The sequence below is a fragment of the Acidobacteriota bacterium genome (genome assembly GCA_028875575.1).
In the GTDB taxonomy this organism is placed as follows: Bacteria; Acidobacteriota; Terriglobia; order Versatilivoradales; family Versatilivoraceae; genus Versatilivorator.
Window position 1 is genome coordinate 1 of sequence record JAPPDF010000005.1, and the last position, 24,832, is coordinate 24,832.

Sequence of the window (24,832 nt, forward strand, 5' to 3'; positions counted from 1 at the left end):
GAATCACTCCCCCCTTGAGGGGGAGTCGCAGAAGCCGAGCCGCAGGCGAAGGCTGATGCGGTGGGGGGTAAGGTCGGCTCCGGATCGTGCGACGGCGTCAGAGGATGAAGCCCACCCGCGCTCCCGGGTGGCGCCTCCTTTCATCCCTCCTGCTCCTCCAGGGGGGATTGATTGAGATTCTTGCCCAGGCTGCAACATCCCTCATTCCTGAGCCGGCACATAGGCGCCGTCGCCGCTACGCGCTCCCGGAGCCCCTCCGTCGTTGACTACCCCATAGGCCAGGAACGGGTTCTCCCCGGAGACCTTCAGGATCCGGACATAACCCTGCCGGGTCTCGGGAGCATAGTTTCCCAGGATGCCGTCGAACTGATGCCAGTGCCCGGCCGGAATCGGCCTGGTAACCACGGTCTGCGCCAGCAGCCCCGTCTCGCCGTCGTAGATCTCGATAAGGAAGACGCTCTCACTGTCTCCCACTTCCCCGGTGTTGACCAGAGCCAGGTTGCTACGGTTTTCCTCGTCCTGCTTCAGGCCGTACACCCATGCGGTTTCTTCGAAGCCCTCACCCGCGGGCACCGCCGTGTAGAAGACGCTGTACTGCCCGCCTCCTCCTTGAGATCCCGTCCTGGCCCCGATCACGACGCCGCTCATATCCCCGCCCTCCGCCTCCGCAAACAAAGGCCCCGCGTAGAAGCCTCGAGTCGATCCCAACCCGGCTACACCCTGACGGCGCAACTCATTCACTACATCCGCAATGATCGCCTGTTGGCCGGCATTCAGGGTTATGCCGAAGCCGGTCGTCATGTCGTCAGTCCGAATCCCCTCTGCCACAAAGCGGAAAAAAAGCGTCCTGAGCTCCTCGGAGAAGTTCGTCACCGTCAGCTCGCTGGTGAACTCGCTTGTCTCCACAATTACCGGCAAGGTCTGCCCCGCGGTCCTTTCCAGAGAGCCGGCCGTGACCGGAAAGACGAACGAGCCGTCCGAGTTCGCCTGGTCGTTAATAACCCCGTAGGCGTAGAAGGACGCCGTACCTTCCACACGCTCCACCTTCACGTAGCCGTTGGCGGTACTGCCCAGCACACCCAGCACCTTATTGAACTGGTGGAACTCGCCCGGTGCCAGCCTCACGTCCCTCAGCACGCGGGGTCTCCTGTCGGATACATCCCCCGAATACACCGTGGTTCTCAGGGTGATCGCTCCCTCTTCCGGCGCCCCCATGTTCTGGAAGGCCACATTGGAGCGATCCTGTTGATTCTGACGCAGACCGCACAGATAGACCGCTTCCTCGAATCCCTCCTCCTCCGGGATCCCCAGATAGGCCAGCCCGGCGCGGCCGTCGGGAACATTGGTGGTGGTCCGGACCAGCACGCCTACATTGGATGAAACAGGCACCTCCACTCTCAGCGTCCCGAGACGTTTCCCATGGCGCGGCACGGGAATTCCGAGGTTGTTGAGGTGCTCGAAGGCATCGGGCACAATTTTCTGGCGGCCGGGAGCAATCACCTCGGAAGCCCTCCCGCTGCCTCCTCCCGCATGGGCCGTATACAGGTAATTGAGTGCGACCTGGTCGGACCCGCGGTTGATCAAGGTAATCTCGGAAGTGAAGAACGAGGCATTCACTCCGCCCAGGGACAGTATGACGGGGACGAACACGGCCTTCACCGGACCGGTATCGGTGCGGGCAACCGTTATGGTGTGCACCGAGCCCGTTTCAGGCCGCTCCAGGAGGGTTTCGGATCCGAGGTATGGAGCGTCGGAGCCCGTCCCGTCGGAGCGACGCAACCCGATGTCGGAGAGATTTCCCAGGGTCAGGACGACAGTCTTGTCTTCGATCCCGGCACTGGCTCCAAGGGTCAGGACGATTTCCGTGTCGGTCGATCCGGCGCGAAACAGCAGACCTTCGGAAGGAGAGGGGGACAGGTGGGTGTAGTCGTCGCTGCCGGCGCTGCCGCCCAAGTGATACGGCACGCGCAGGGCCACCGGCAAGGCCCGGCTCAGCCTTACCTTGACCTCCACTGTGGTTCCCGCGCCGGCAGTCTGTGCGGTCGAAGCGAATGCCAGGCTGGCCTTCAGAGAGGAATCCAGCAGGAGTCCCGCGGAACCGGGTGTCGAACCCAGAGTGCCGAGCATGTCGTCGAAGATCCCTGAGGGCAAGCGCGTCAGGGAGTTGCCGTTCAACCACAAGTTTCTTACGTCGCTCAGCCCGCGGAAGAGCCCCGCCGGCAGGGTGTACAGGGAATTGTGATCCAGCAGCAGATTCCGCATGGAACTCAGACCGTTGAAGGTGCCCAGGGGGAGGTCGCTGAGTGCATTGGAGGACAGCACCAGGTTCTGCAGTTTGCTCAGTCCCTGGAAGTCCTGCGGTTGAAGGGTACTGATGCCGGAATCGGATAGTTTCAGTTCCGTCACCTGGTCCAACTGTTCGGCGGTCACCTCCTCGCATTGCGGAGACGCCGTGATCTCCAGCAGCTTGTCCCGTACCTGAGTCGTGCGATCACAAATGCCTCCCTCGGTATCCTGGATGGTGACGACTTGCATGGATCCCTCGGCGGGACGGACGAGCAGCGATTCTCCGTCAAGGTGGGGAGCGTCAGGCCCGGTGCCGTCGGCTCGCCTCAAAGCGATATCGGAGAGTTCTCCCAGGGTCAGGACGAGGGTTTCCTCCTGGTTGTCATCGTTCTCCATCAGTGTGAATGTGATCCCCTTGCTAGTCTCCCCGGCCAGAAACAGGAGTCCGTTCTGCGGAGCAGGAGACAGCCCCTCGTAATCGTCTTCGGTGGCACTGCCGCTGAGACTGTAGGGCACGCGCACGGCTACCGGCAGCTCCCTGCTGAGAGTTGCGGTCACCTGCACGGTTGTTCCTTCGGAAGCAGTCTGTGCAATCGAGTCGAAGGCCAGGCTGGCCATCAGGTGAGGGTTCAGAAGGAGTCCCGTAAGAACGGGTGCCAAACCCAGAGTGTCGAGCACATCGTCAAAGATCCCCGCAGGTAAGCTGTTCAGGGAGGTCGCGGCGAGTTGCAATGATTCGAGCGAGTTCAAGCCGTTGAAAACCGACACGGGTAAGCTGCTCAAGGGGTTGCCATTGAGATCCAGGTTTTCCAGATTGCCCAGACCGCTGAAGATACCCGCGGGCAAGGAATGCAGGGAGTTGCTGCTTAAGTGCAAGTATCTCAGGTTGTTCAGACCACCGAATACTGACTCGGGCAATTGACTCAAGGAGTTGCCAGTCAACCCCAACCGCACGAGGTTCCCCAACCCGCTGAAGATCCCCTCGGACAGACTGCCGAGTCGATTGCCGCCCAGGAACAGAAACTGCAGCGAGCTCAGACCGCTGAAGATCCCATCAGGTAACGTACTCAGCCGGTTTGAGCCCAGATTCAGCTGTTGCAGATTGCTCAGTCCGCTAAACACCCCCAGCGGCAGAGTGCGCAGGGAGTTGACGTTTAACAGCAGGGTTTCCAGCGAAACCAGTTCGTTGAAGACACTCACCGGCAAGCTGCGGAGTTTGGTATTGGTCAGGTCCAGGAACTGCAGGGAGCTGAGGCCACTGAAGATTCCCTCGGGCAAGCTGCCAACTTTATTTTTTTCCAGGTCGAGAACCTGCAGCGAAACCAGTCCCCTGAAGTCTTCCGCCTGAAATGCGGTGATTCCGGATTTCCTGAGATCCAGACCGGTCACCTGGGCCAGTTGCTCTACTGTCATTTCGGTGCAAACAACCACTCCGGTGATCTGCAGCAGCTTGTCCCGCACCTGGGGCGTGCGATCGCAGAACCCTTCAACCAACTCACTATCGGAAATGGTGACGGTGTGCTCGGAGTTCCCAGCGGAGCGGATGAGCAATCGTTCGGTATTCAGGAAAGGAGCGTCCGTCCCGGTGCCGTCGGATCGCCGCAGCCCGATGTCGACGAGTTCGGCCAGGGTCAGGACCAGGGATTCCTCCTGGTCGTCGTCCTCCTCCGACAGGGTGAATGCGATCTCCTTACTGGTCTCCCCGGCCAGAAACAGCAGCCCGCTGTCCGGAGCGGGCGACGGCCCCACGTAATCGTCTTCGGTGGCGCTGCCACCGATGGTGAAGGGCACTCGCACCGCTACCGGTAGTGCACGGCTCAGAGTCGCTCTCACGCGTACGGTTGTTCCTTCGTAACCGGTCGAAGCGGTCGAAGCAAAGGCCAGTTCGGCCCTCAGGGATGAATCCAGTTGGAGTCCGGTGGATCCGGGTGTGGAACCCAGAGTGTCGAGCAGGTCGTCGAAGATCCCCGCGGGCAACCGGGTCAGGGAGTTGTTGTTCAGCCACAGATTCCTTAGGGCATTCAGACCGATGAAAACTCCTGGCGGCAGGGTTTGCAGTGAGTTGTGATCCAGCAGCAGACTCTGCAGGCCGCTCAGTCCGTTGAAGATTCCTGCAGGGAGGCTGCTGAGCGCATTGGAGGACAGGAATAGCGTCTGCAGTTTGCTCAATCCCTGGAAGTCCTGTGGTTTCAGGGAGGCGATGCCGGAGGCGGACAGTTTCAGTTCGGCCACTTCGGCCAGATGATCCTCGCTCACGTCTGCACAGAGCTCTACTCCGGTGACTTCCAGCAACTCGTCCCGTACTTGCGCCGTGCGGTCGCAAATGCCCTCCGTATACCGGGAAATGGTGACCGTGTGGGTGGCACTGGCGGCCGAACGGATGAGAAGACGATGGGTCTCCAGGTGGGGAGCATCGGCCCCGGTTCCGTCGGATCGGCGCAGACCGATGCCGGAGAGTTCGGCCAGGGTCAGAACCAGGGTTTCCTCCTGGTTGTCCCTGTTCTCCAACAGGGTGAAGCCGATCTCCTTGCTCGTCTCCCCCGCCAGAAACAGAAGCCCACTGTCCCCAGCCGGCGACAAGCCCTCGTAATCGTCATCGGCGGCGCTGCCCCCGATGGTGAAGGGCACCCGCACCGCCACCGGCAGCGCGCGGCTCAGAGTCGCGCTTACCCGGACGGCTATCCCCTCGGATGCTGTCTGCCCGGTCGAAGCGAAGCTCAGGGTGGCCTTGAGATCGGCATCCACCTGCAGCCCGTTGAGGCGCGGGTCGGAACCAAGCGTGTTCAGGACGTCGTCGAAGATTCCCTTGGGGAGGGTCCCCAGGGAGTTTCCGCCCATCTGCAACGTTTTCAGTTTGTGGAGCCCCCTGAAGATACCGTCGGGCAGTTGGGTGAGTCCGTTGCTCGCAAGCAACAGGGTTTCCAGATTGCTCAGGCCACTGAAGATGTCCCCAGGCAGGGTTCTGAGGGAGTTGTTGGCACCCAACTCCAGCCGCCGAAGGTTCCCCAGTCCGCTGAAGATTCCCGCGGGCAAGGTGTTGAAGCGGTTGTCACCCAACCTCAGCCACTCCAGTTTGCCCAATCCGCTGAAGGTGTCCTCGGGCAAGGTGCGGAGAGCGTTGCGATGAACACCGATAAACGTCAGGTTGCTCAGACCTCTGAAGATTCCCACGGGCAAGCTGGGCAGGGAGTTGTTCCACAAACTCAGTGATTCCAGGCTGCCCAGCCCTTGAAACATCCCCTGAGAAAGCGCGCTCAGAGAGTTTTCGCTCAACTCCAACAGCTTCAGACGACTCAATCCGCTAAAGAGTCCCTCGGGGAGCATGGTCAGGGAGTTATCGTTGAGCAGCAGTTCTTCCAGTCTGGTCAGCCCACTGAAGTCCTCCGCTTTAAGGGCGCTGATGGAGGAAAGCCCAAGATCCAGCCTGGTGACTCCCTCAAGATGGGTGGAGGTGACCTTCGCGCATCCCGAAACGCCGGTCAGCTCCAGCAGCTTGTCACGCACCTGGGTCGTGCGGTCGCAGATGCCCCCTGCAGGCTCGGGTATGGTGAGGGTGTGCGTGGAGGTGGCCGCCGAGCGGCTGACAAGACTTTCGGTCTTCAGGTGAGGAGCATCCCTCCCGCTGCCGTCCGATCGTCGCAGCCCGATGCCGGAGAGTTGGGCCAGCGTCAGGACCAGGGTCTCCTCCTGGTTGTCATCGTTCTCCGACAGGGTGAAGGCGATCTCCTTGCTCGTCTCGCCCGCCAGAAACAGCAGCCCGCTGTCGGCAGCCGGCGACAATCCCTCGTAGTCGTCATCGTCGGCGCTGCCGCCGATAGTGAAGGGCACCCGCACCGCTACCGGCAGCGCACGGCTCAGAGTTGCACTCACCTGCACGGCTGCACCTTCGGAAGCGGTCTGCGCGGTCGAAGCGAAACCCAGGGTGGCTTTCAGGGAAGAGTCCAGGTAGAGCCCGTCCACGCCGGAATTGCCGCCCAGGGTATCCAGCAAGTCGTCGAAGATCCCGGAGGACAAGCTGCTCAGGGAGTTGGATCGCAGGTCCAGTTCCTGCAGACGGCTCAGCCCGCTGAAGATCCCTGCGGGCAGAGTGGTCAGGGAGTTGTTGTCCAACTTCAGACGGGTCAGTTGAGTCAGTCCGCCGAAGTCCCCTGCCTGAAGGGAACTGATGGAGGAATTGGAAAGATCCAGGCTGGTCACTCCCTCAAGATGGGTGGAGGTGACGTTCGCGCATCCCGAGACGCTGGTCAGCTCCAACAGCTTGTCCCGCACCTCGGAAGTGCGGTCGCAGATGCCCCCTGAAGCCTTGGGAATGGTGACCGTGTGTTCGGAGCTTGTGGCTGAACGACTCAGAACACCTTCGGTCTCCAGGTGGGGAGCATCGCTCCCGCTGCCGTCCGATCGTCGCAGCCCGATGCCGGAGAGTTGGGCCAGCGTCAGGACCAGGGTCTCCTCCCGGTTGTCATCGTTCTCCGACAGGGTGAAGGCGATCTCCTTGCTTGTCTCCCCGGCCAGAAACAGCAGTCCGCTGTCGGCAGCCGGTGACAATCCCTCGTAGTCGCCATCGTCGGCGCTGCCGCCGATGGTGAAGGGCACGCGTACGGCCACCGGCAGCGCACGGCTCAGAGTTGCACTCACCTGAACGGCTGCACCTTCGGAAGCTGTCTGTGCGGTCGAAGCGAAGCTCAAGGTGGCTTTGAGCGAAGAGTCCAGGTAGAGCCCGTCCACGCCGGAATTGCCGCCGAGTGTATCCAGAATGTCGTCGAAGATTCCCGGGGGCAAGGCGCTCAGCGAGTTGGACCGCAGGTCTAGTTCCCGCAGACTATTCAGTCCGCTGAAGATCCCTGCGGGCAGGCCGGTCAGGGAGTTGTCGTCCAACTTGAGACGGGTCAGTTGAGTCAGTCTGCTGAAGTCCCCCGCCTGAAGGGCGCTGATGGAGGAATCGGAAAGATCCAGGCTGGTCACTCCCTCAAGATGGGTCGAAGTGACGTTCGCGCATCCCGAGACGCCGGTCAGTTCCAGCAGCTTGTCCCTCACCTCGGAAGTGCGGTCGCAGATGCCCCCTGAAGGTCTGGGTATGGTGACGGCGTGCGTGGAACTGGTGGCTGAACGGTTGAGAAGGCGATGGGTCTGCAGGTAGGGAGCATCGGCCCCGGTGCCGTCGGACCGGCGCAACCCGATGCCGGAGAGTTGGGCCAGGGTCAGGACCAGGGTCTCCTCCCGGTCGTCATTGTTCTCCGACAGGGTGAAGGTGATCTCCTTGCTCGTCTCCCCCGCCAGAAACAGCAGCCCGCTGTCGGCAGCCGGCGACAGCTCCTCGTAGTCGTCATCGCTGGCGCTGCCGCCGATGGTGAAGGGCACCCTAACCGCTACAGGCAACGAACGGCTCAGAGTTGCGCTCACCTGGACGGCTGCCCCCTCGGAAGCTGTCTGCGTGGTCGAAGCGAAGCTCAGGGTGGCCTTCAAGGAGAGGTCCATGGAGAGCCCGACGACACTCGAATCGGCACCGAGCGTATCCAGGATGTCGTCGAAGATCCCCGCGGGCAAGCTGGTCAGGGAGATGGCACCCATCTGTAGGTTTTCGAGAGAATCAAGTCCGTTGAAGACCGTCACGGGTATTGATGTCAGTGGATTGCCCGAGAAATGCAGACGTTCCAGGTTGCCAAGACCGCTGAAGATCGAAGCCGGCAGGCTGGTCAGGGAGTTGCTGCCTAAATACAGCGTTTGCAGGTTGCTCAGTCCGCTGAAGATCGAAGCCGGCAAGCTCGTCAGGGAGTTGCTGCTCAACCCCACTCGAATCAGGTTGCTCAACCCGCTGAAGATCCCTGCGGGCAAGGTGCTGAGCCGGTTGTTGGTCAGGGACAGAAACTGCAGGGCACTCAGACTGCTGAAGATGCCCGCGGGTACGGCGCTCAGCGAGTTGGATCGCAGGTCCAGTTCCTGCAGGTTGCTCAGCCCGTTGAAGATTCCCACGGGCAAGCTCGTCAGGGAGTTGTTGTCCAACTTCAGATTTATCAGTTGAGTCAGTCCGCTGAAGTCCCCTGCTTTGAGGGAACTGATGGAGGATTGCGAAACAATCAGGCTTGTGACTCCCTCCAGATGGGTCGAGGCGACATTCCCGCATCCCGTGACGCCGGTGAGCTCAAGCAGCTTGTCCCGAATCTCGGCAGTTCGGTTGCAGATGCCCCCCGCAGGCTTGGGTATGGTGACCGTATGGGTGGAACTGGCGGCTGAGCGGCTGAGAAGACTTTCGGTCTTCAGGTGAGGAGCATCGGCACCGGTGCCGTCGGAGCGCCGCAACCCGATGCCCGAGAGCTGGGGCAGCGTCAGGACCAGGGTCTCCACCTGGTTGTCATTGTTCTCCGACAGCGTGAAGGTGATCTCCTTGCTCGTCTCCCCCGCCAGAAACAGCAGCCCACTGTCGGCAGCCGGCGACAACTCCTCGTAGTCGTCATCGCCGGCGCTGCCTCCGATGGTGAAGGGCACCCGCACGGCCACCGGCAGCGCCCGGCTCAGAGTCGCGCTCACCTGCACGGCAGTCCCTTCGGAAGCGGTCTGTGCGGTCGAAGCGAAGCTCAGGGTGGCTTTCAGGGAAGAGTCGACGGAGAGACCATTGCCGCTGGTATTTGAACCAAGCGTATCCACGACGTCATCGAAGATTCCGGCGGGTAGGTTATTGAAACGGTTTCCATTCAGGCGCAACAGTTCCAGGGCGTCCAGGCCGCTAAAGACGGTCGCGGGAAGTTGGGTCAGATCGTTGTCATAGAGTGAGAGTTGTTTCAGGTTGCCCAGTCCGCTAAAGAGGTCCTCGGGGAGAGTGGTGAGGGAGTTCTTGAACAAATTCAAAATACGGAGTTTGGATAGTCCACTGAAGATCTCCTCGGGCAAGCTCGCCAGGGAGTTGTCGTACAAATTCAGCCAGTCCAAATTACCCAATCCGCTGAAGATGTCCTCAGGAAGAGTGGACAGGGAGTTTCCGCCCAAACTCAGATCAGTCAGGTTGGTCAGTCCGCTGAAGATGTCCTCGGGCAAGAATGTCAGGGAGTTGTCAGTTAGAGTCAGATCAGTCAGGTTGGTCAGTCCGCTGAAGATGCCGACAGGCAGGCTGGTGATGGAGTTGTCAAACAATTCCAGCCACTTCAGATTGGTTAGTCCGCTGAAGATGCCGGCGGTCAGGCTGGTCAGGGTGGAGTTGTTGTCCAACCAGAGGTACTCCAGATTAGTCAATCCGCTGAAAACCTTCTCGGGCAAGGTGGTCAGCGAATTCTCGGACAACTCCAGCTCATTCAAGTTGGTCAGCCCGCTGAAATCTCCCTCTTGAAGAGCAGTGATGCCGGCCCCGGTAAGATTCAACTCCGTCACTTCCTTAAGATGCGTCGAGGTGACGTCCTCGCATTCCGAGACCCCGGTGATTTCCAGCAGTTTGTCCCTCACCTGCGAAGTTCGGTCGCAGATGCCTTGCGCGGTTGCGGAGGACTGCGCGATCAGAACCAAGGCGGCGAGCCCCAGAATAAAACCAGAGAGTTTCCTGAAAGGCCGTGTTGGCATGATCGGGAATACCGCTGTCTTTGCTTTCAGCATGCCGCAATGAGACAAGAAACGATGGCTCGGAACACCGTGTCTTACGAATTGTGAACGTGAGCAAACAGGGAAGCCTATCATGCAGAAATACTTACTGGCCAACATCCTGGCCGGTTGTCACAATAATTGTGAAATTTTCACGGTGGCGGCAATTGTTCCTGGAGCTCGGTCTCGAGGGGGAGGGCGGGTTGGCAGAAAAAGGATGCGGGCGGGACGCCCGCGCTCCCGGGGGATGCCATGCGGCTGCACGGAGAAGGCATGTCCGGCCGGCGACTTCTAAAGAATCCGACGTGCACCCGTCGCAGCCACTGGATGATTGCGTGCTAGCATACGAAGCAGCGGAAAAATGACGGACCCTTCATGCCGAACGACTAAGGAATACGCCCATGTCTCAACATCATGTCGAGCTGCAATGGCAGCGTGAATCCGCGGATTTTACCTATCGGAGCTACAACCGGGACCACCGGTGGGTCTTCGACGGAGGGGCCGAGGTGGCGGCTTCGGCCTCCCCGGGCTTTCTGGGGAACCCGGCCTGCGTGGATCCGGAAGAGGCCTTGATAGCCGCCCTTTCCAGTTGCCACCTGTTGACCTTCCTGGCCATCGCGGCCAAGCGGCGCTTCGTCGTGGATTCCTACAGCGACCGGCCGGTCGGCCACCTGGAACGGGATGCGGAGGGGCGCTTCGCACTGACCCGGGTCAGCCTGAGGCCCAAGATCGTCTTCGGGGGCGAGCAGGCACCGTCGCCGGAGCAGTTCCGGCAGATGCACGCCATGGCCCACCGGCAGTGCTTCATCGCCAATTCGGTGAAGACCCGGGTCACGGTCGAGACCGATTAGCGTCGGGCCTCACTCCGCCACCGTCACCAGGGCTTCCGCCACCGGTCCCTGGGAGACACCGTCCAGCGCGATCTCCGCGGTCATCAGGCGTCGCACCCCGTCGGCAGCTTCCGGGGCGGTGGCGGCCAGTTGGATTTCGCCCTTCCCCGCGGCCGGCAGGGTAAGCTCGGTGAACTCGCCGCCGGCGCTCCACCCGTCGGGAGGGAGCAGGCGGGCCTGGAAGGTGGCCTCGGTTTCCAGGTTGTTGCGGAGCAGCAGCCGGTATTCCAGGGACTGGCCGGGCTTGACCTGGGCCAGGTAGGGCAGCATCCGCGCCCAGAACAGGTCGATGTAGCTGTCGCTGGGCTCGGCCACCAGTTTCCGGAAGACCCGCTCCTTGCGGTGAATGAAGTCCGAGTACTCCCGCAGCAGCGAGGGGTCGCACTTCCAGACTCCAATATGACCCGGACAGATCAGGTCGGGGGCCACCTGGTTCATGACCTCGATGCAGCGGTGGTGCATGCCGAGCTGAAAGCTGTTGCGCAGCACCGTGGTCTGAAAGGGTCTGGTCTCCACCTTGCCGCTCACCAGCACTTCCTGCAGGAAATAGTTGTCGCCGGTGAAGGCCACCCACTGGCCGTCGATCTCCCCGCTCAGAACCGAGTGGTACTCGGTCTGGCCGGGTGCGAAGTGGATGTCGAAGGTGTACTCCTCCCAGTCGAAACGCTCCCGGTCGCTCAGGGTCCGGTCGATGCGGATGGGCTTGTGAAAGGTGCAGGGGGTGGAGCTCCAGGCGGCCGGGTCGGCCAGAACCTGGGCCACCGCATCCAGGGCCCAGCAGCGGGTGCCGTAGAACTGCTGCAGGTGCGGGATGCCGCAGGTGTGGTCGTCGTGGATATGGGTGGGAATCACCAGGTCCAGGGTGTGCACGCCGTACTCCTTGCGGAGCTGCTTGAGGTGGTGCTCGATAAACCGCATGACCTCCAGCCCGTTGTGGTCGGCGAAGGTGTGCATGTGGGGATGGAAGGCGTGGCCGTAGTCGACGAACAGCGCCTTCCCCGAATCCGAGAGGATCACGTAGAAGAAGGAACAGGTCCAGGAGCCCCCCCAGAGGAGATGCTTGGACAGCTCCACGAACCTGGGCTCGGGCAGGTAGAGCATTTCGGGAATGCTCTCCCTCCCGCCGACCCGCATTCCACGCCCCAGCGAGACCAGTTGGACCAGGGACTTCTCCAGCCGGTCGATGTCGCCCAGCGGATCTTCGATCGGCCCTCCGTGGGAGGGTAGTCCCAGGGGCGTCCCCGAGACGGCGTGGGAACGCCCTCCCACCACCTCCCCGCTGAGCGCGTCTCTCAGAGCCTGGATGGACTGCAGGGTGAAGAGGGCGCCCGTCATGTCTCCATAGGTGTATTCCATGGCGTGGAGCTGGTAGAGCTTGCCCCCTTCCACCATCAGGTCTCCGCTGAAAACCACCAGCCGCCCGTCGATCTCCGCCAGCAGCACGACCGAGCCCTGGGTATGCCCCTTGGCCGGCAGCACGTAGAAGCGGTAGCTGCGCCAGGCAAACTCCTCGTAGTCGTTCAAGGTGGCGGAGACCGAAAGATCCCGGGCCAGCGTCAGGAAGTTGTTGCGGTCGTCGTAATTGTCGTAGACCCGCCGGGTCTGCCAGAACAGCTCGGCCTTCTCGAAGAGATGGCGCTCGTATTGCGGGACCGCCAGCCTGGCTCCCGCCTCGATGAGCCGGGGATCTCCCCAGCACTGGTCGCGGTGATGGTGGGTGTGGAGCACCCACTCCACCTTGGTGCAGCCGATCTCCGCCAGGGAGTCCAGCACGGCGCCGGAGCCGGCGTCGATCAGCAGCGCCGACTGGCCGTCCTTGACGACATAGACGTTGCAGGTGTCGGTAAAACGGTAGAGGTTCTCGGAAATTCTTTCCATGGTGGCCATGGGCGTCACTCTCCCTGAAGATCAAGATGGAGCCGGCCGGGAGGCCGGCAGGGCCCGCAGAATACCATCTTCTCCCGGAGGCACCAAGGGAGTCTAGGGAGGGGATTGCTGCTGCCGCGTTCGCGGCTCAACTCCCCTATGTGACATCTTCCGATGACTCCCCCCGGGCTCTGGCCCGGGGCATTATTCCAAATAGAAAAGCACGTTTCCCCTCGCAGCGTTGTGGGTTAGGGGAGAGCTGCGAAGCTGCGGTTGACGTGGGTTACCCGGCGAGAGGCCACCCACGGGCCATCCTTATAGAGCTGCGTAGCTGCGGCTCAGGGTAGCCCCGGGTGGCAACCCGGGGTCGTATGGGTTCAGCACCAATCTAGCCGCGAATGCGGCGAATAGGAAGCACCCGTTCGGAAACGCACCGCTTCCCCAAAGAAACACCGCCCCACGCCACGATCACCCGCTGCCGCTGCTTTACTGGATCAGGAAAGATTCAGCGCCCGGGACTGCTCCTCGATGGAAGCGAAGAGCTGCCGCTTCTCGGATTCGCTGGGGGTGCTTCGGTAGGCGTTGAGAAGCTCCTTCATGCTCACCAGGCCCTTGTAGAGACCGGCGTTTTCCAGGGGCGGCGTGAGGTAGGAGACCAGCTCGGCGCTGGTGCGGCGCTTGGCGATGGTGCCTTCGGAAGGATTGTTGACGCTGTAAATGTAGAGGTGGGGCATGGCTCCCAGGAGGCGGTCGGGCCAGCAGCCGGAGGAGAGCCCCACCTGCTTGCCCGGCATGAATTCAGCCGCCCCGTGGGTGCCCACGTGGATGACGGCGTCGGCCCCATAGACCTTCTGCAGGTAGCTGTAGAGGGCCATGAAGCCGTGGTGGGGGGTGCCTCCCTGCGCCGCCAGCATCCGCATGGGATCGCCCTCGTAGCCGAAGCCGGGTTGAACGCCGATGAAAGCGTTTCCGAGACGAGCGCCCAAAATCATCAGGTCCCTGCCGGAAGCGTTGAGGACACCCGGGGCCGGCCCCCACTCCCGCTCGATCTCGGCCACGTGGGGACTCAGGCTCCGATACTCTTCCACCGGCATCCGATAGGCCACGTTGGCCACCGTGCCCCACGCCTGGGAGTTGCCTTCCAGGACCTGGCGGCGAAGTTCCTCCGGACTCTGCAACCCTGGAATGTCATATCCCTCGGCACGGAGCCGGGTCAACACCTCCAGCAGGCTGGCGAAAACGTCCAGGTCGGCGGCGGTGCCCAGGTTCCCCTTGTTGGGGGGAAAGCAGAAGATCACCAGGGCCAGCTTGAGGCTGTGGCGGGGGGCAGTCTGCAGGCGGTTCCAGCCCGCCAGCCTGGCGGCAATGAGCCGGCAGCGCTCGGTCAGCGGTTCAGGCTGGCGGCTCTTGTGGCGCACGCCCCCGAACAGGCGGGACTCGGTGGCTCCGTCCAGCTCGGGGATGGCCACCTGCATGGCGGTCTGCACCGGATTGAGGCCCACCCGGCTCTGCTCCCAGTTCTCGATGGTCTGCAGGTCCAGTGAGACCAGGGAACGGAAGGGAATGCCGAGCTCCTGGAGAAACTCCACCGAGGCCTCGGTGTCGTTCATCACCGGCCCTCCCACGAAGCTGAATCCGGTCAGCGAAACGATCTGGCTGACCCGCGGGCTTGGCCGTGCTTCACCGCCGCTTGCGGCGGGCGTCGGGTCGCCGTTACCGTCCTCCAGGAAGTAGGCGCGGCAGGCTTCCCGGTTGTCCATGAAGGTGGAGATGGCCGCCACCACCGACAGTCCTTCCGACTCGATGGCTCGAATGAGACCGTCGTAGTGCCGCCGGGCCTCCCCTACGATCTGGGGACGCATCAGCAGCAGTCCGACGGTGGTCCGGGGATCCAGGCTGCGCCCGGTGGCCGCCTTGTGCCAGTCCCGGTAGGCGCTGAAACTTTCGAACAGATCGGGAGCCAGCGGGTGATAGAGCCCGGTGGAGGGCCGCACCTCGGGCGGATCGGGGGCCGCCAGAGTGGCGTGGCCCGGCACGTAGTGCTTGACGGCGTGCAGCAGCAGGGAGCGAATGTTCCTGGGAGTGGGTTGCAGAAAGTGGCAGTAGAGGATGAGGTAGTTCTTGATGTCCCTCAGTTTCCCGGCGCCGGGAACGAACTTCAGGATCCTGGGCAGTCGCGCTGCCAGCTTGTGGTAGGCGTGGAAGCGCCCGCCACTGGAGCGGGGGCCGCTCCCCGACCGCGAGGCAGCTCTCCGGGACATCAGCTCCGACATCCAGGTTCCCAGCCGGTGAGCCAGGCTCAGTCCCGAAGCCGGGCGGGAGGCACGGCGGTCCGATCGCTTGAGGCTGGTCATCAGACGGCCCAGATCCAGCTTGCCCATGCGGGTCCGGCCCATCAGATCGGCCAGGCAATTGAACACGATCACGGCGTGGTGGCGATGGCGGAAGCGGTCCAGGGCCTCCAGCAGGCGCCGGCTGTTGTCCGAATCGGTCAGGTGCATGACCAGCACCAGGTCGGCCCCGGCGAGGTCCCCCAGAGCCGCCTCCCATTCGGGCTCCGACCAGGCGGCCCCGCCGTTGTGGGCGGCCAGGCGCAGCTCCAGTCCATGCTCCCGGATCTCGCTTTCGGCCCGGAGCAACGGCGCCAGAATGCTGGAGCCCACGTAGAACACCACCACCTGGACCGGATTCGGGGCTGCATCCTTCACGGGGTAACTCCTTCCAGCGCGTCTTCCAGGCCGGCAAACACTTCCCGCAACCGGCGCAGCACCTCGGGCCTGGCCGACCAGAACCCCCGTCCGGAGGCTTCCAGCAGCCGGCCCACCAGGGTCTGGGCCGAGTGGGGGTTGAGGCTCTGCAACCGCTCGAGCATCTGCGAGTCCAGCACGAAGGTCTCGGCCACCTCGTCGTAGATCCAGTCCTCGACGGCATCGGCCGTGGCCGACCACCCGAAGGTGTTGGTCAGTTGGTGTTCGATCTCGGCCACGCCGCTGAAGCCGTGCTTGAGCATGCCCTCGTACCACTTGGGATTCAGCACCTTGGTGCGGCTCTCCAGTTGCAGCGTTTCCTGAAGGGTGCGAACCCTGGATTGGGGGGTGAGCGAGTCGGACAGGTAGACCCGGGGCCGCTTGCCGGACCGTTCTTCCACGGCCTTGGTCACCCCTCCCAGGTACTCGAAGTAGTGATCCACGTCGGAAATGCCCACCTCGGTGCTGTCGATGTTCTGATAGCTGGCTTCCACCCGCGCGAGGGCGTTGTCCAGCAGCGTCTGGGCCTCCTTCCCCTCCATGGGCCGGCCCCGGGCGTCGCGCCCGTAGGCGAAGCACTTGCGCTTGACAAAGAGGTCTCCCAGCTCCCTGGCGTCCTCCCACTGGCTCTGCAGCACCATGAAGTTGACGTTGGTGCCGTAGTTTCCGGCGGCGTTGGAGAAGACGCGGGTAGCCGCTTCCTGGAAGGTGGACCGGTCCCGGGCCATCTGCTGTTGGACGTGCTTGCGGACGAAGTTCCGCTCCGGGGGCTCCTCCAGGGCGGCCACCCGCTTGACGGCGCGGTCCAGCAACTCCATGGTGGAGGCGAACAGGTCCCGGAAGATGCCCGAGACGGTCATGACCACGTCGATTCTGGGACGTCCCAGTTGCTCCAGGGGAATGGCCTCCACCTCGGTCACCCGGTTGAGTCCGTCGCGCACCGGCCGCACCCCCAGCAGCCAGAGCACCTGGGCCACCGCCTCTCCCTCTTTCTTGATGTTGTCGATGCCCCACAACACCATGGCTATGGACTCGGGGATCCGGTCAGTCTCCCGCTGGTGGCGTTCCAGCAGGGCCCGGGTCAGGGGCTCGGCCCGGCGGAGGGCCAGGGCCGAGGGGATGGCGTAGGGATTGACGGCATGGGTGTTCCTGCCGGTGGGCAGAATGGCGGGGTTCTGCAGCAGGTCCCCCCCGGGTCCGGGCGCGAGGTAGTGCCCTCTCAGGGCGGCTACCAGTCCCTCCAGTTCCCGGTTGGACTGCAGGCGCAGGTTCAGCCTGGACAGGAAGGCCAGGATCTCCAGCGCCGAATCGGCAGGCACCCCCGCACGCTGCTGGAGCCAGAACGCCGTGTCCGGTTCGGTTTGATCTCCCGGCGCCAGCAAGCGACGGACGGTCTCCCGGGTCAGGCTCTCCACCGACTCCCGCTCCCGCATCCGCTCCCCGGAGGCCTGGCTCTCCTCCAGCAAACGGTCATAGGGCGGCAATCCCAGTCCCGAGGCGATGAGATCGGTCAGGGCCGGAAGGCCGAGTTCGGGACGGGGAAAGGAGACCACCATGGCCAGCAGGTGTACGGTCTCGGCCGCGGCGCCGGGATTCCCAAAGGTGTGCAATCCGGTGGGAATGAGGCGCTGCTCGATTTCGAGCACCCTTTCGTAGAGGGCCAATACCCGGCGGTCCCGTTCTTCGCTCGTCATCGATCCCTCGTTCATTACCGAACCGCTCCCGGCTGGGGTCGTCCCTCCGCCTGGCGCAAACACTTTCATCAGCCGACTGCCTGGTGTCCTGTCTCAGAGACAGGGTTGCCATCTCCGAGACAGAACACTAGCCCCGGACGTCCTCGGCCACCGACTTCACCGCCTGAAACAGCGCCCCCTGGTCGGTCCAAGGCAGCCGCAGGTAGCGAGCGCCGGTCCAGTCTGCCAGGGTCCGGCCCTCCTCCCCGGCCAGGAAGGAGGGCCGGGTATCCACCACCACCGCGGTCAAGGCTTCTCGGCGGATCTCGGTTCCCAGCAGCCGCAGTTCCTGCTGCAGGGCGGCCGGGGTCGGCCCCAGCCCCGAGGGAGCGGGACGAGCCGGACGATTGGCCCGACCGTCGGTGAGAATCAGCAGCACCGGTTGGGGAGAACCGCGCAGTCGGGCCGCACGGGCCACCCCGAGGGCCTGCACCAGGCCGGCGGCCAGGGGAGTGGCTCCGGAGGCGGGCAGCGCCTCCACCAGGCGCTTGGCCCGCTGCAGGCTGCGGGTGGGTGGCAGGAGCGTTTCCGCGCCTTCGCCGCCGAAGCGGACCAGCGCCACCTGATCGCGAAAGACGTAGGCCTGCTGGAGGAGCCGGGCCATGGCCCCCTTGGCCTGGGCCATGCGGTTCACGGCCATACTACCACTGGCGTCCACCACGAAGACAAAGAGGATCCCCGCCTTGCCGCGAAAACGGCGGAAGCGCAGGTCCGAGGCCCGAATGATCATAGGGCCGCCCGCCCCGCCCCGCGGTCCGCGCCCGGCGGTGGGACGCCGATCCTTTTCGTCGGCGGAGGCCGCGGCTGCCCTCCGCCGGCGCCAGGACTGCCAGGGAGCCGCCGCCCGCAGGGTTGCAGCCACGGCAATGGAACGCCTGCGGTCCGGCCTCGGGTCGTTGCGAAAGGCCCTGCCCGGCGAACCGGGAAGCCTCTGGGTTCTGGGCCCCGTCCGACGGCCGGCGGCGCGGGCAGCCGGGAGCCCGCCGAACATCTCGTCGGGAAACTCTCCGGGGAGGGGGTCTACCGGCATGGGGGACTCATCCTCGGGTATTGAGCGGTCTTCGGTTCGGGCGCCAGGGTCGGAGTCCGGGGTTTCGACGGCCCCATCGTCCTCGGGTTGAGCCTGCTCATGCCGAGGCCCGGAGCGGGGCTCCTCATCCACCGGCACAGCACGAGGCCACAGGACCAGCTGGGCGGCCATCTCCAGATCCTCCTCGGATACCCGGCTGCGTCCGCACAGGGCTGCATGGGCCCGGGCCGCCAGCATGGCGAACAGGTCCAGCCGGTGTCCTTCCATCCCCAGTCGAGCGGCGGCAGAGATCAGTCGGCGCAGGTCGTCTTCGGGGAAGCTGACCTGGCTCAGAAGGCACCGGGCCTGCCGGATGGATTCGGCCGCGGCCCGGAGTGGGTCGGTTCCCGCGGGCTCGGCAGCGGCGGCGCCGGGTTCCCGACCCCGCTTGCTCTGTTCAAAACCCTGCAGGAGTTCCAGCACCTGTCGCCGCTGATCCAGGTCGGCAGTAGAGGCGCCGTCCACCAGCAGTCCCACCCGGGCCTGAATGATGGCCGCAGGATGGCCTTCAGCGGGGTCGTAGGTTCCCACCAGACAGAACCTGGCGAGGTGGGAGGTGCTCACTCCCTCCCGCTCGACCCTGACCCGGCCTGAATCGAGCGCCGAGGCGATGGCGCGCAGGCAGGATTCCGGCAGCAGATTGATGTGATCGACCTGAAGCACCCCGCGGTCGGCCCGGGCCAGCAGTCCCTCGCGGTAGCGCCAACGCGGGCCGGCAGCCGCCGGCTCGGGACCCAGACCTCCCAGCAGGCGATCCTCGCCCACTCCCAGGGGAGCCCTCACCAGCGCCGCTTCCCGGCCCTCGGGCTTCAATGCTTCCAGAAGGGCGGCAAAGGCCTTCACCAGCCTGCGCTTACCCGTTCCGGAAGGCGAAGCCATCAGCAGGCCGCCCAGACGAGGTTCCACGGCCAGCAACAGAAAGGCCTGCTTCGCCAGCGGTTGACCCACCACGGAAGCGAAAGGATCAACGGGAGCGGTCATTGAAATCCGTCGAAGAGTTGTCCATAAAGGACGGGAAACTGTAGAACCAACCTGGCGTGGTCACCGGCCGCAATCTGGTGGCGCGGCGTTCACCCCCACCGCATCAGCCTTCGCCATCCGGCGCTGCTTTGCGGCGCCGCGTATGCCCCCCACCGCATCAGCCTTCGCCTGCGGCTCGGCTTCTGCGACTCCCCCCTTGAGGGAGAGTCGGTGAGACAAGGGCGCCAGCCCGCCGTCGAACCGGAGGGGGGCAAACGCGGCGTCCCGTGAGTGACGACCAGTGGTCCTAATCCCCTAACCGCCGGCCGCCTGGGCATCCTTGGGCTCCAGCGGAAACACCCGGTCCAGAGCCTGCTCGATCCGGGCAGCCGATTCCAGCGGCTCCAGGGGATCTTTCTGCAGCCGGTGGCGCAGTGACATGACGGCCACCCGCCGGATATCCTCGGGCAGAACGACCTCCCTTCCCTGCCAGGCGGCCAGGGCGCGGGAGGCGCGATAGAGGGTCAACTCCCCCCGGTGGCCGGCCACTTCCAGCCGCAGACAGAGCTCGGCCATGCCCCGCAGCAACCCGGGATCCACACCGACCCGGGAGATTCGGGAAAGGGCCGCCTTCAGCTTGTGCCGCAACTCCTCCTGGAGCAGTTCCGCCTGGGCGCAGAACCCGGCGGGATCCTGTTCGAAGCCTTGACGTCTTCGCACGATCTCGATGCGCTCATCCAGGTCATCCAGGGTCCTGACCTCCACAAACAGGCCGAAGCGATCCAGCAACTGGGGTCGCAACTCCCCTTCCTCGGGATTGCCCGATCCCACCAGCACGAAGCGGGCGGCGTGGCTCACCGAGAGCCCCTCCCGCTCCACCTGGTTGCGACCGCTGGCGGCTGCATCCAGCAGGAGGTCCACCAGGAAGTCTTCGAGCAGATTGACCTCGTCGATGTAGAGAAAACCCTGATGGGCCTGGGCCAGCAGGCCCGGCTGGAACACCTTGGCCCCCCGGTTCAAGGCCTGCTCGATGTCGAGACTGCCGCAGACCCGGTCTTCGGTAGCCCCCAGGGGCAGATCGACCACCGGGACGGCAAAGGTCTCCCGGGGCAGGCGCTTGCCCTTCCCCCGGCGTTGGTGGCACTCCCGGCAAAGATCCCGAACCCGATTCGGATCGCAGTTGAAGGGGCAGTCCTTCACCCGGACTTTGGAAGGCAAGAGGTCGGCCAGAGCTCTCACTGCCGTGGACTTGGCGGTTCCCCGGTGCCCCATGACCACCACGCCTCCAATGTGGGAGTCGAGGACCGTCAGCAGAAGGGCCAGCTTCATGTCCTCCTGGCCGACGATGGCCGAAAAGGGGTAGACGGAGGGCGCAGTTCCACGGGACGCCTTGGTTCTCCGGGGCTTGGTCGCGCGGGGTTCGGGCAGGCTCACGTGTCGAGGGGTGTGACCGGGCCGTCTGGCTCCAGGTGCTTGCGACGGTCCGGGCCGTCCGGGAGGAATCTTCAAGCAGTCGCCGACGCTGCTTGCTGCCTAACCCTAATGGGAGACGGACGGGCTGTCAAGGCTGGGGAGAGGACCCACGAAGGATTGTGGATTGTGGATTTTTGATTTCGGATTTGGATTTGGATTTGAGGCAAAATCAGACCTCATTGCTCCCCAATCAACAATCAACAATTCAAGAGCGGGGATCAAATCAGGTCGTCGACATCCACTCGCAGGGCAGTGGCCAAGCGCTTTAAGGCGTTGATTGAACCGGGCTTTTTCCGGTTCTCTATGGCCGACAGATAAGAGGCCGCAACTCCAGCGGCAGCAGCGAGCTCAACCCCCGTCAAGCCGCGATACTCCCGCCAGGCGCGCACCGGATTCTCCCCCGCCAGCAGCCGGTCCACCAGCTCGATGGGCACGGATTCCTCGTTAGGATCCTCGAGCACCCGTCGCATGGCGGCAGCATCCCGCGCATCCTCGTCAACGGCGTTGCGCAGCTCCTCATATTCGGAAAGGGGAACGACAACATAGGCTTCGCCGGCTAGCGTGATGGTTTGGGGTTTGGTCACGAGTAGGCGCCTCCACGCGGCAAAATATTGGTAATTCTCAGGACTTGTGCAGGGACATCCAACTGGTACAAAACTCGCCAATCGCCCACCCGCAGCCGAAATCCCTCGATTCCACGCAATGGCGTCACATTATTGTGCTGCGCCAGCGGATCCGCTGCCACCGCGGCGATCTCGCCCCGGATGATCTGTGCCGTCTTGGCCGGCATACGCGTCAGGCAACGGCGAGCACTCTTGGAAATCACTACCTCAAACACATTTCAACTATATCCAATTGAGAATATATTGTAATAAGATAATTCTCTATCTGAGATAGACGCAAGACGCCGCCCTGGACAATCCCCCTCCCCAGGAAGCGGCTGAAAATCAACCATCACCAACAAAACGACCTGCCCTGACCCGCAGATTTGGTATTCTCTGCCCGGCGGAGCGGATGCCGCGGGATGGCTGCGGGTGAATGGGCCGGGTGCCCAAGAAGAGGAGAATTGCCGATGACAAAGGACTGGGAACTCAGGGATTGCGACCGGGAGTTCTTTGAGAGAGAACTGCGAAGCTTCGTTCCGGAGAAGATCTTCGACGCCCACGCCCACCTCTACGAGACCTGGCACTGGGGACGCGGCGAAGGGGGGATGCAGGGACCCAGGGTGGCGACCCTGGCCGAGTTTCGCCGCCTGATGGAGTGGATCACGCCCGGCAGCCATACCACGGCGCTGTTCTTCGGAGTGGGCTTCAGCGACGAACGCCTCCGCCCGTCAAACGAATTCGTGGCGGCTGAGGTGAGCCTGGACCCGGAATGCCGCGGGCAGATGGTGATCTCCCCCCGCATGGATCCCGAGGAGGTCCGGCAGGAGGCCAAGCGGCTGGGCTTTACCGGCCTCAAGGTCTACCACACCTTCGTACAGGGAGAAGTCACCTGGCATGCGGATATCTCCAAGTTTCTCACGGAAGAGCACGTGCGGGTAGCCCACCAGGAAGGCTGGACCATCACGCTTCACATGGTCAAGGACCGGGCCATGGCGGATCCCGCCAACCAGGAGCGAATTGTCGAGTTCTGCACCCGTTACCCGGACATGAAGCTCATCCTGGCCCACGCGGCCCGGGGCTTCAATCCCTATCACACGGTGGAGGGCATCCACGCTCTGAAGGGACTGCGCAACGTCTGGTGCGACACCTCGGCGGTCACCGAGGCCGGAGCTTTCGAAGCCATCGTGGACACGCTGGGCCACGACCGCCTGCTGTGGGGGTCCGATTTCCCGGTCAGCCACGGACGCGGGCGCTGCATAGCCATCGGAGACCAGTTCTTCTGGCTGGGAGAGGACAGCCTGGACTGGGACGGCGTGGCTGCCCAAGCCTCCGTTCAACCCGTGCTGACGGGCCTGGAGTCCCTGCGGGTCCTGAAGCTGGCCGCGCGGCACCTGCGGCTGAGCGACAGCCAGGTGGAGGACATCTTCTACTACAACGCCCGGAGGATGCTGGGAATGGATGGGTGAGACCCTGACGACTGACCGCAGAAGCGCCGCCGTTTCTTAAAATCTTCTATCCGGTTGGATCAACCTCAAGATCTGTTTCTTCCGCCCCTTCGTGAATAACGCTTTTCCCTGATTTGCTTCCTGGATTGAGCGCCGACACTGCTTGGAAAGCCGGCCTAAAACAGCGGGCGGCCGACCATGGCCGGATCCGGGGGAAGGCCGAACTCGGCCAGGATGGTGGGAGCAAGGTCGGTCAGGGCCGGCTTTTCCAGTCGGATCTTGCGGTTGCTGATCAGGATCCCGGGGACCGCCTCGGCGTGAATCAGGTGGTCCCCGCTCCACTTGTCGAGGTTGTCCTCCAGCACCGCCTCGGGAAACCTGCCCAGGGTGGTCTCCCAGGACGCCCGGTAGCCGCGGTGGTAGCCGACAACCAGGTCGGGGCTCTCCCGCAGCAGTGGGCCGCTGTAGATCGAGTCCGGCCTGTGCACCCGGGCCACCACCGCCTCTCCGGATTCCGGATCGCGCAACTCCAGCAGCCGGGTCGTGATCTCCTGGAGAAGCGCCTCCTCTTCCGCTCCTTTCTGGACGATTCCCCTGGGTTCCCTTCCGTAGAGGTTGAGGTAGAGGCCGTTGAAGCCGAATCCGTAGGCCCGGGTCCGGCTCCAGTCGACGTTTCTCAGCATGCCTTCCTCGAAGCCCTGTATCAGGGTAATGTAGCCCTGTTGCCGGAGCCAGCTGTTCAGATGAAAGGCGCGGTAGAAGGGGGCAAATCCGTGGTCGGACATCACCAGCAGGGTGGTGCGATCGTCGACCTCCTCCAGGATCCGACCCAGGACCCGGTCCATCTCGAGGTAAGTGTCGCGGATCGTCCCGGCATGAGGTGAATCCGGCTGGAAGCCCGGATGCCGGGGATCCATGGCGCTCCAGAACATGTGGCAGATCTGGTCCAGCCGGCCCACATAAAAGAAGAACAAGCCCTCCCGGAAGTCGCTCAAACCGTTCTCCAGCATCCGCAGCTCTTCCTCGAAGACCGAGTCCGCCTGCTGCAGGAACTCTTCCTCGTCCAGGACCCCTGAGGAAAGGGCCTTGGTGTCTTCGGGGATGCCCAGCGTGGAATAGAGGCCGATCTGCTCGCACAATCGATGGCTGTAGTCGGCCGGATGGGAGATGGGAAGGGCGGGATGGGAGGGATGGATGTTGACCGGAGTGACGTAGATCTGCAAGTGAGGAGCTGCCTGCTTCAGATAGAAGCGGCAGATCCCCCGTACGCTGTGAAGCAAGGGCACCAGTTCGAATTCGATCTCGACCCACTGGCTCCAACTCCCTTCCTGAAGCAGAAACCGGCGGCCTCCGAGCTCGATCCGCACCACCCGGGCCTCGGGATCGACAGTTCCCTGAAAGCTCGTCCAGGCCTGGTCGACATCCGTCCTGAAGGGATTGGGCGGCCCCGTTATTCGGGCCTGGAATCTCTGGTTGCGAACCGTCAGAGGAATGACCTCACCGCCGGAGATCTCTCCGGAGTGAAGCTCGGGATCCTGTGTGTAAAAGGAAAAGGTGCCGTAGGTCCCCTGAAGATCGGGGGTTCCCATACCCGAGAGCTGTCGGGCGGCCTCGCCGGCAGGCGGAAAGTTGGCGGGCGCCCGCAGTATGGTGGAGGGCGTTCCGTGGCGGCCGAGGATTTCCCAGAAGGCCTTGCCCTTGCGCAGGAGCGTCACCCGGCCCGCCGAGAGCGGCACTCTCCAGGATCCCAGAGACAGGGCATAAGCGCCTTCCTCGCTGCGGGAGGTGGACAGATAGGGGGACAGGGTGTCCGGGTCCCGGTGAATGAAGTCGAAGATTCCGTGCCCGCCCGGATCCATGCCCGTGATGAAGCTGGACCAGGCAACGGGGCTCTGAGGAGGCATGCTGGTCCGCAAGGGGCGGAAATGGTCTCCGTCCATGAAGCGGGCGAAGTTGGGCATCCGGCCTTCCTCCACAAACTGAGCCAACAGGACCGGGTCCATGCCGTCGATGCCCAGCACGATTACCCTTTTGTTGTCGGCAGTTCCGGCGGGAGGGCCGGACTGGCAGCAGGTCAGCGCCAGGGGCAGGAACAGACCGGGCAGCCATGCCCATCGTCGCCGCCGACCGTCGGGCAGCCTGCCGCATCCGGATGAAGCCATGGTGCTCCTCGTTGGGGTGCCCGGTCGCTTGAG

The 24,832-nt window shown here is 63.4% G+C and carries 11 protein-coding genes; 2 read left to right on the forward strand and 9 right to left on the reverse strand.

Annotated features, from left to right (window positions below; genetic code table 11):
- Positions 1-201: 201 nt before the first annotated feature.
- On the reverse strand, positions 202-9,717 hold the full coding sequence (locus OXI69_01085; protein MDE2664724.1) for a leucine-rich repeat protein: 9,516 nt from the start codon (positions 9,715-9,717) through the stop codon (positions 202-204).
- A 533-nt stretch (positions 9,718-10,250) separates the two neighbouring features.
- Between OXI69_01085 and OXI69_01090 the strand changes: the two genes are divergently transcribed.
- Positions 10,251-10,700 (forward strand): OsmC family protein, encoded by a 450-nt coding sequence (locus tag OXI69_01090; protein ID MDE2664725.1) that lies wholly within the window; start codon positions 10,251-10,253, stop codon positions 10,698-10,700.
- 9 nt (positions 10,701-10,709) lie between these two features.
- On the opposite strand, the gene OXI69_01095 is transcribed toward OXI69_01090, so the two are convergent.
- The 7 genes from OXI69_01095 to OXI69_01125 all read right to left on the reverse strand — a co-directional run bounded on the left by OXI69_01095 (position 10,710) and on the right by OXI69_01125 (position 21,425).
- Positions 10,710-12,626: an MBL fold metallo-hydrolase gene (locus tag OXI69_01095; protein ID MDE2664726.1), complete on the reverse strand. Its 1,917-nt coding sequence runs from the start codon at positions 12,624-12,626 to the stop codon at positions 10,710-10,712.
- Between the two features lie 473 nt (positions 12,627-13,099).
- Entirely contained in the window at positions 13,100-15,313 is a 2,214-nt protein-coding gene (locus OXI69_01100; protein MDE2664727.1) for a cobaltochelatase subunit CobN, read from the reverse strand.
- A complete protein-coding gene (locus tag OXI69_01105) occupies positions 15,310-17,061 on the reverse strand; it encodes a cobaltochelatase subunit CobN (protein MDE2664728.1) in 1,752 nt (583 codons plus the stop codon). Before OXI69_01105 ends, OXI69_01100 begins: the two co-directional genes overlap by 4 nt.
- A gap of 112 nt (positions 17,062-17,173) precedes the next feature.
- Positions 17,174-19,135, reverse strand: coding sequence for a VWA domain-containing protein (locus OXI69_01110; GenBank protein MDE2664729.1), 1,962 nt, complete (start codon positions 19,133-19,135; stop codon positions 17,174-17,176).
- Positions 19,136-19,429: 294 nt separating this feature from the next.
- Positions 19,430-20,548, reverse strand: a complete 1,119-nt coding sequence (bchI, locus tag OXI69_01115; GenBank protein MDE2664730.1) for a magnesium chelatase ATPase subunit I — start codon at positions 20,546-20,548, stop codon at positions 19,430-19,432.
- Positions 20,549-20,805: 257 nt separating this feature from the next.
- A complete protein-coding gene (locus OXI69_01120) occupies positions 20,806-21,171 on the reverse strand; it encodes a helix-turn-helix transcriptional regulator (GenBank protein MDE2664731.1) in 366 nt (121 codons plus the stop codon).
- Positions 21,168-21,425 (reverse strand): type II toxin-antitoxin system RelE/ParE family toxin, encoded by a 258-nt coding sequence (locus tag OXI69_01125; GenBank protein ID MDE2664732.1) that lies wholly within the window; start codon positions 21,423-21,425, stop codon positions 21,168-21,170. Before OXI69_01125 ends, OXI69_01120 begins: the two co-directional genes overlap by 4 nt.
- A gap of 234 nt (positions 21,426-21,659) precedes the next feature.
- Between OXI69_01125 and OXI69_01130 the strand changes: the two genes are divergently transcribed.
- Positions 21,660-22,658: an amidohydrolase family protein gene (locus OXI69_01130; GenBank protein MDE2664733.1), complete on the forward strand. Its 999-nt coding sequence runs from the start codon at positions 21,660-21,662 to the stop codon at positions 22,656-22,658.
- A gap of 155 nt (positions 22,659-22,813) precedes the next feature.
- Here OXI69_01130 and OXI69_01135 read toward each other — a convergent pair whose 3' ends face one another.
- Positions 22,814-24,799 (reverse strand): alkaline phosphatase family protein, encoded by a 1,986-nt coding sequence (locus OXI69_01135; GenBank protein ID MDE2664734.1) that lies wholly within the window; start codon positions 24,797-24,799, stop codon positions 22,814-22,816.
- Between the last annotated feature and the right edge of the window lie 33 nt (positions 24,800-24,832).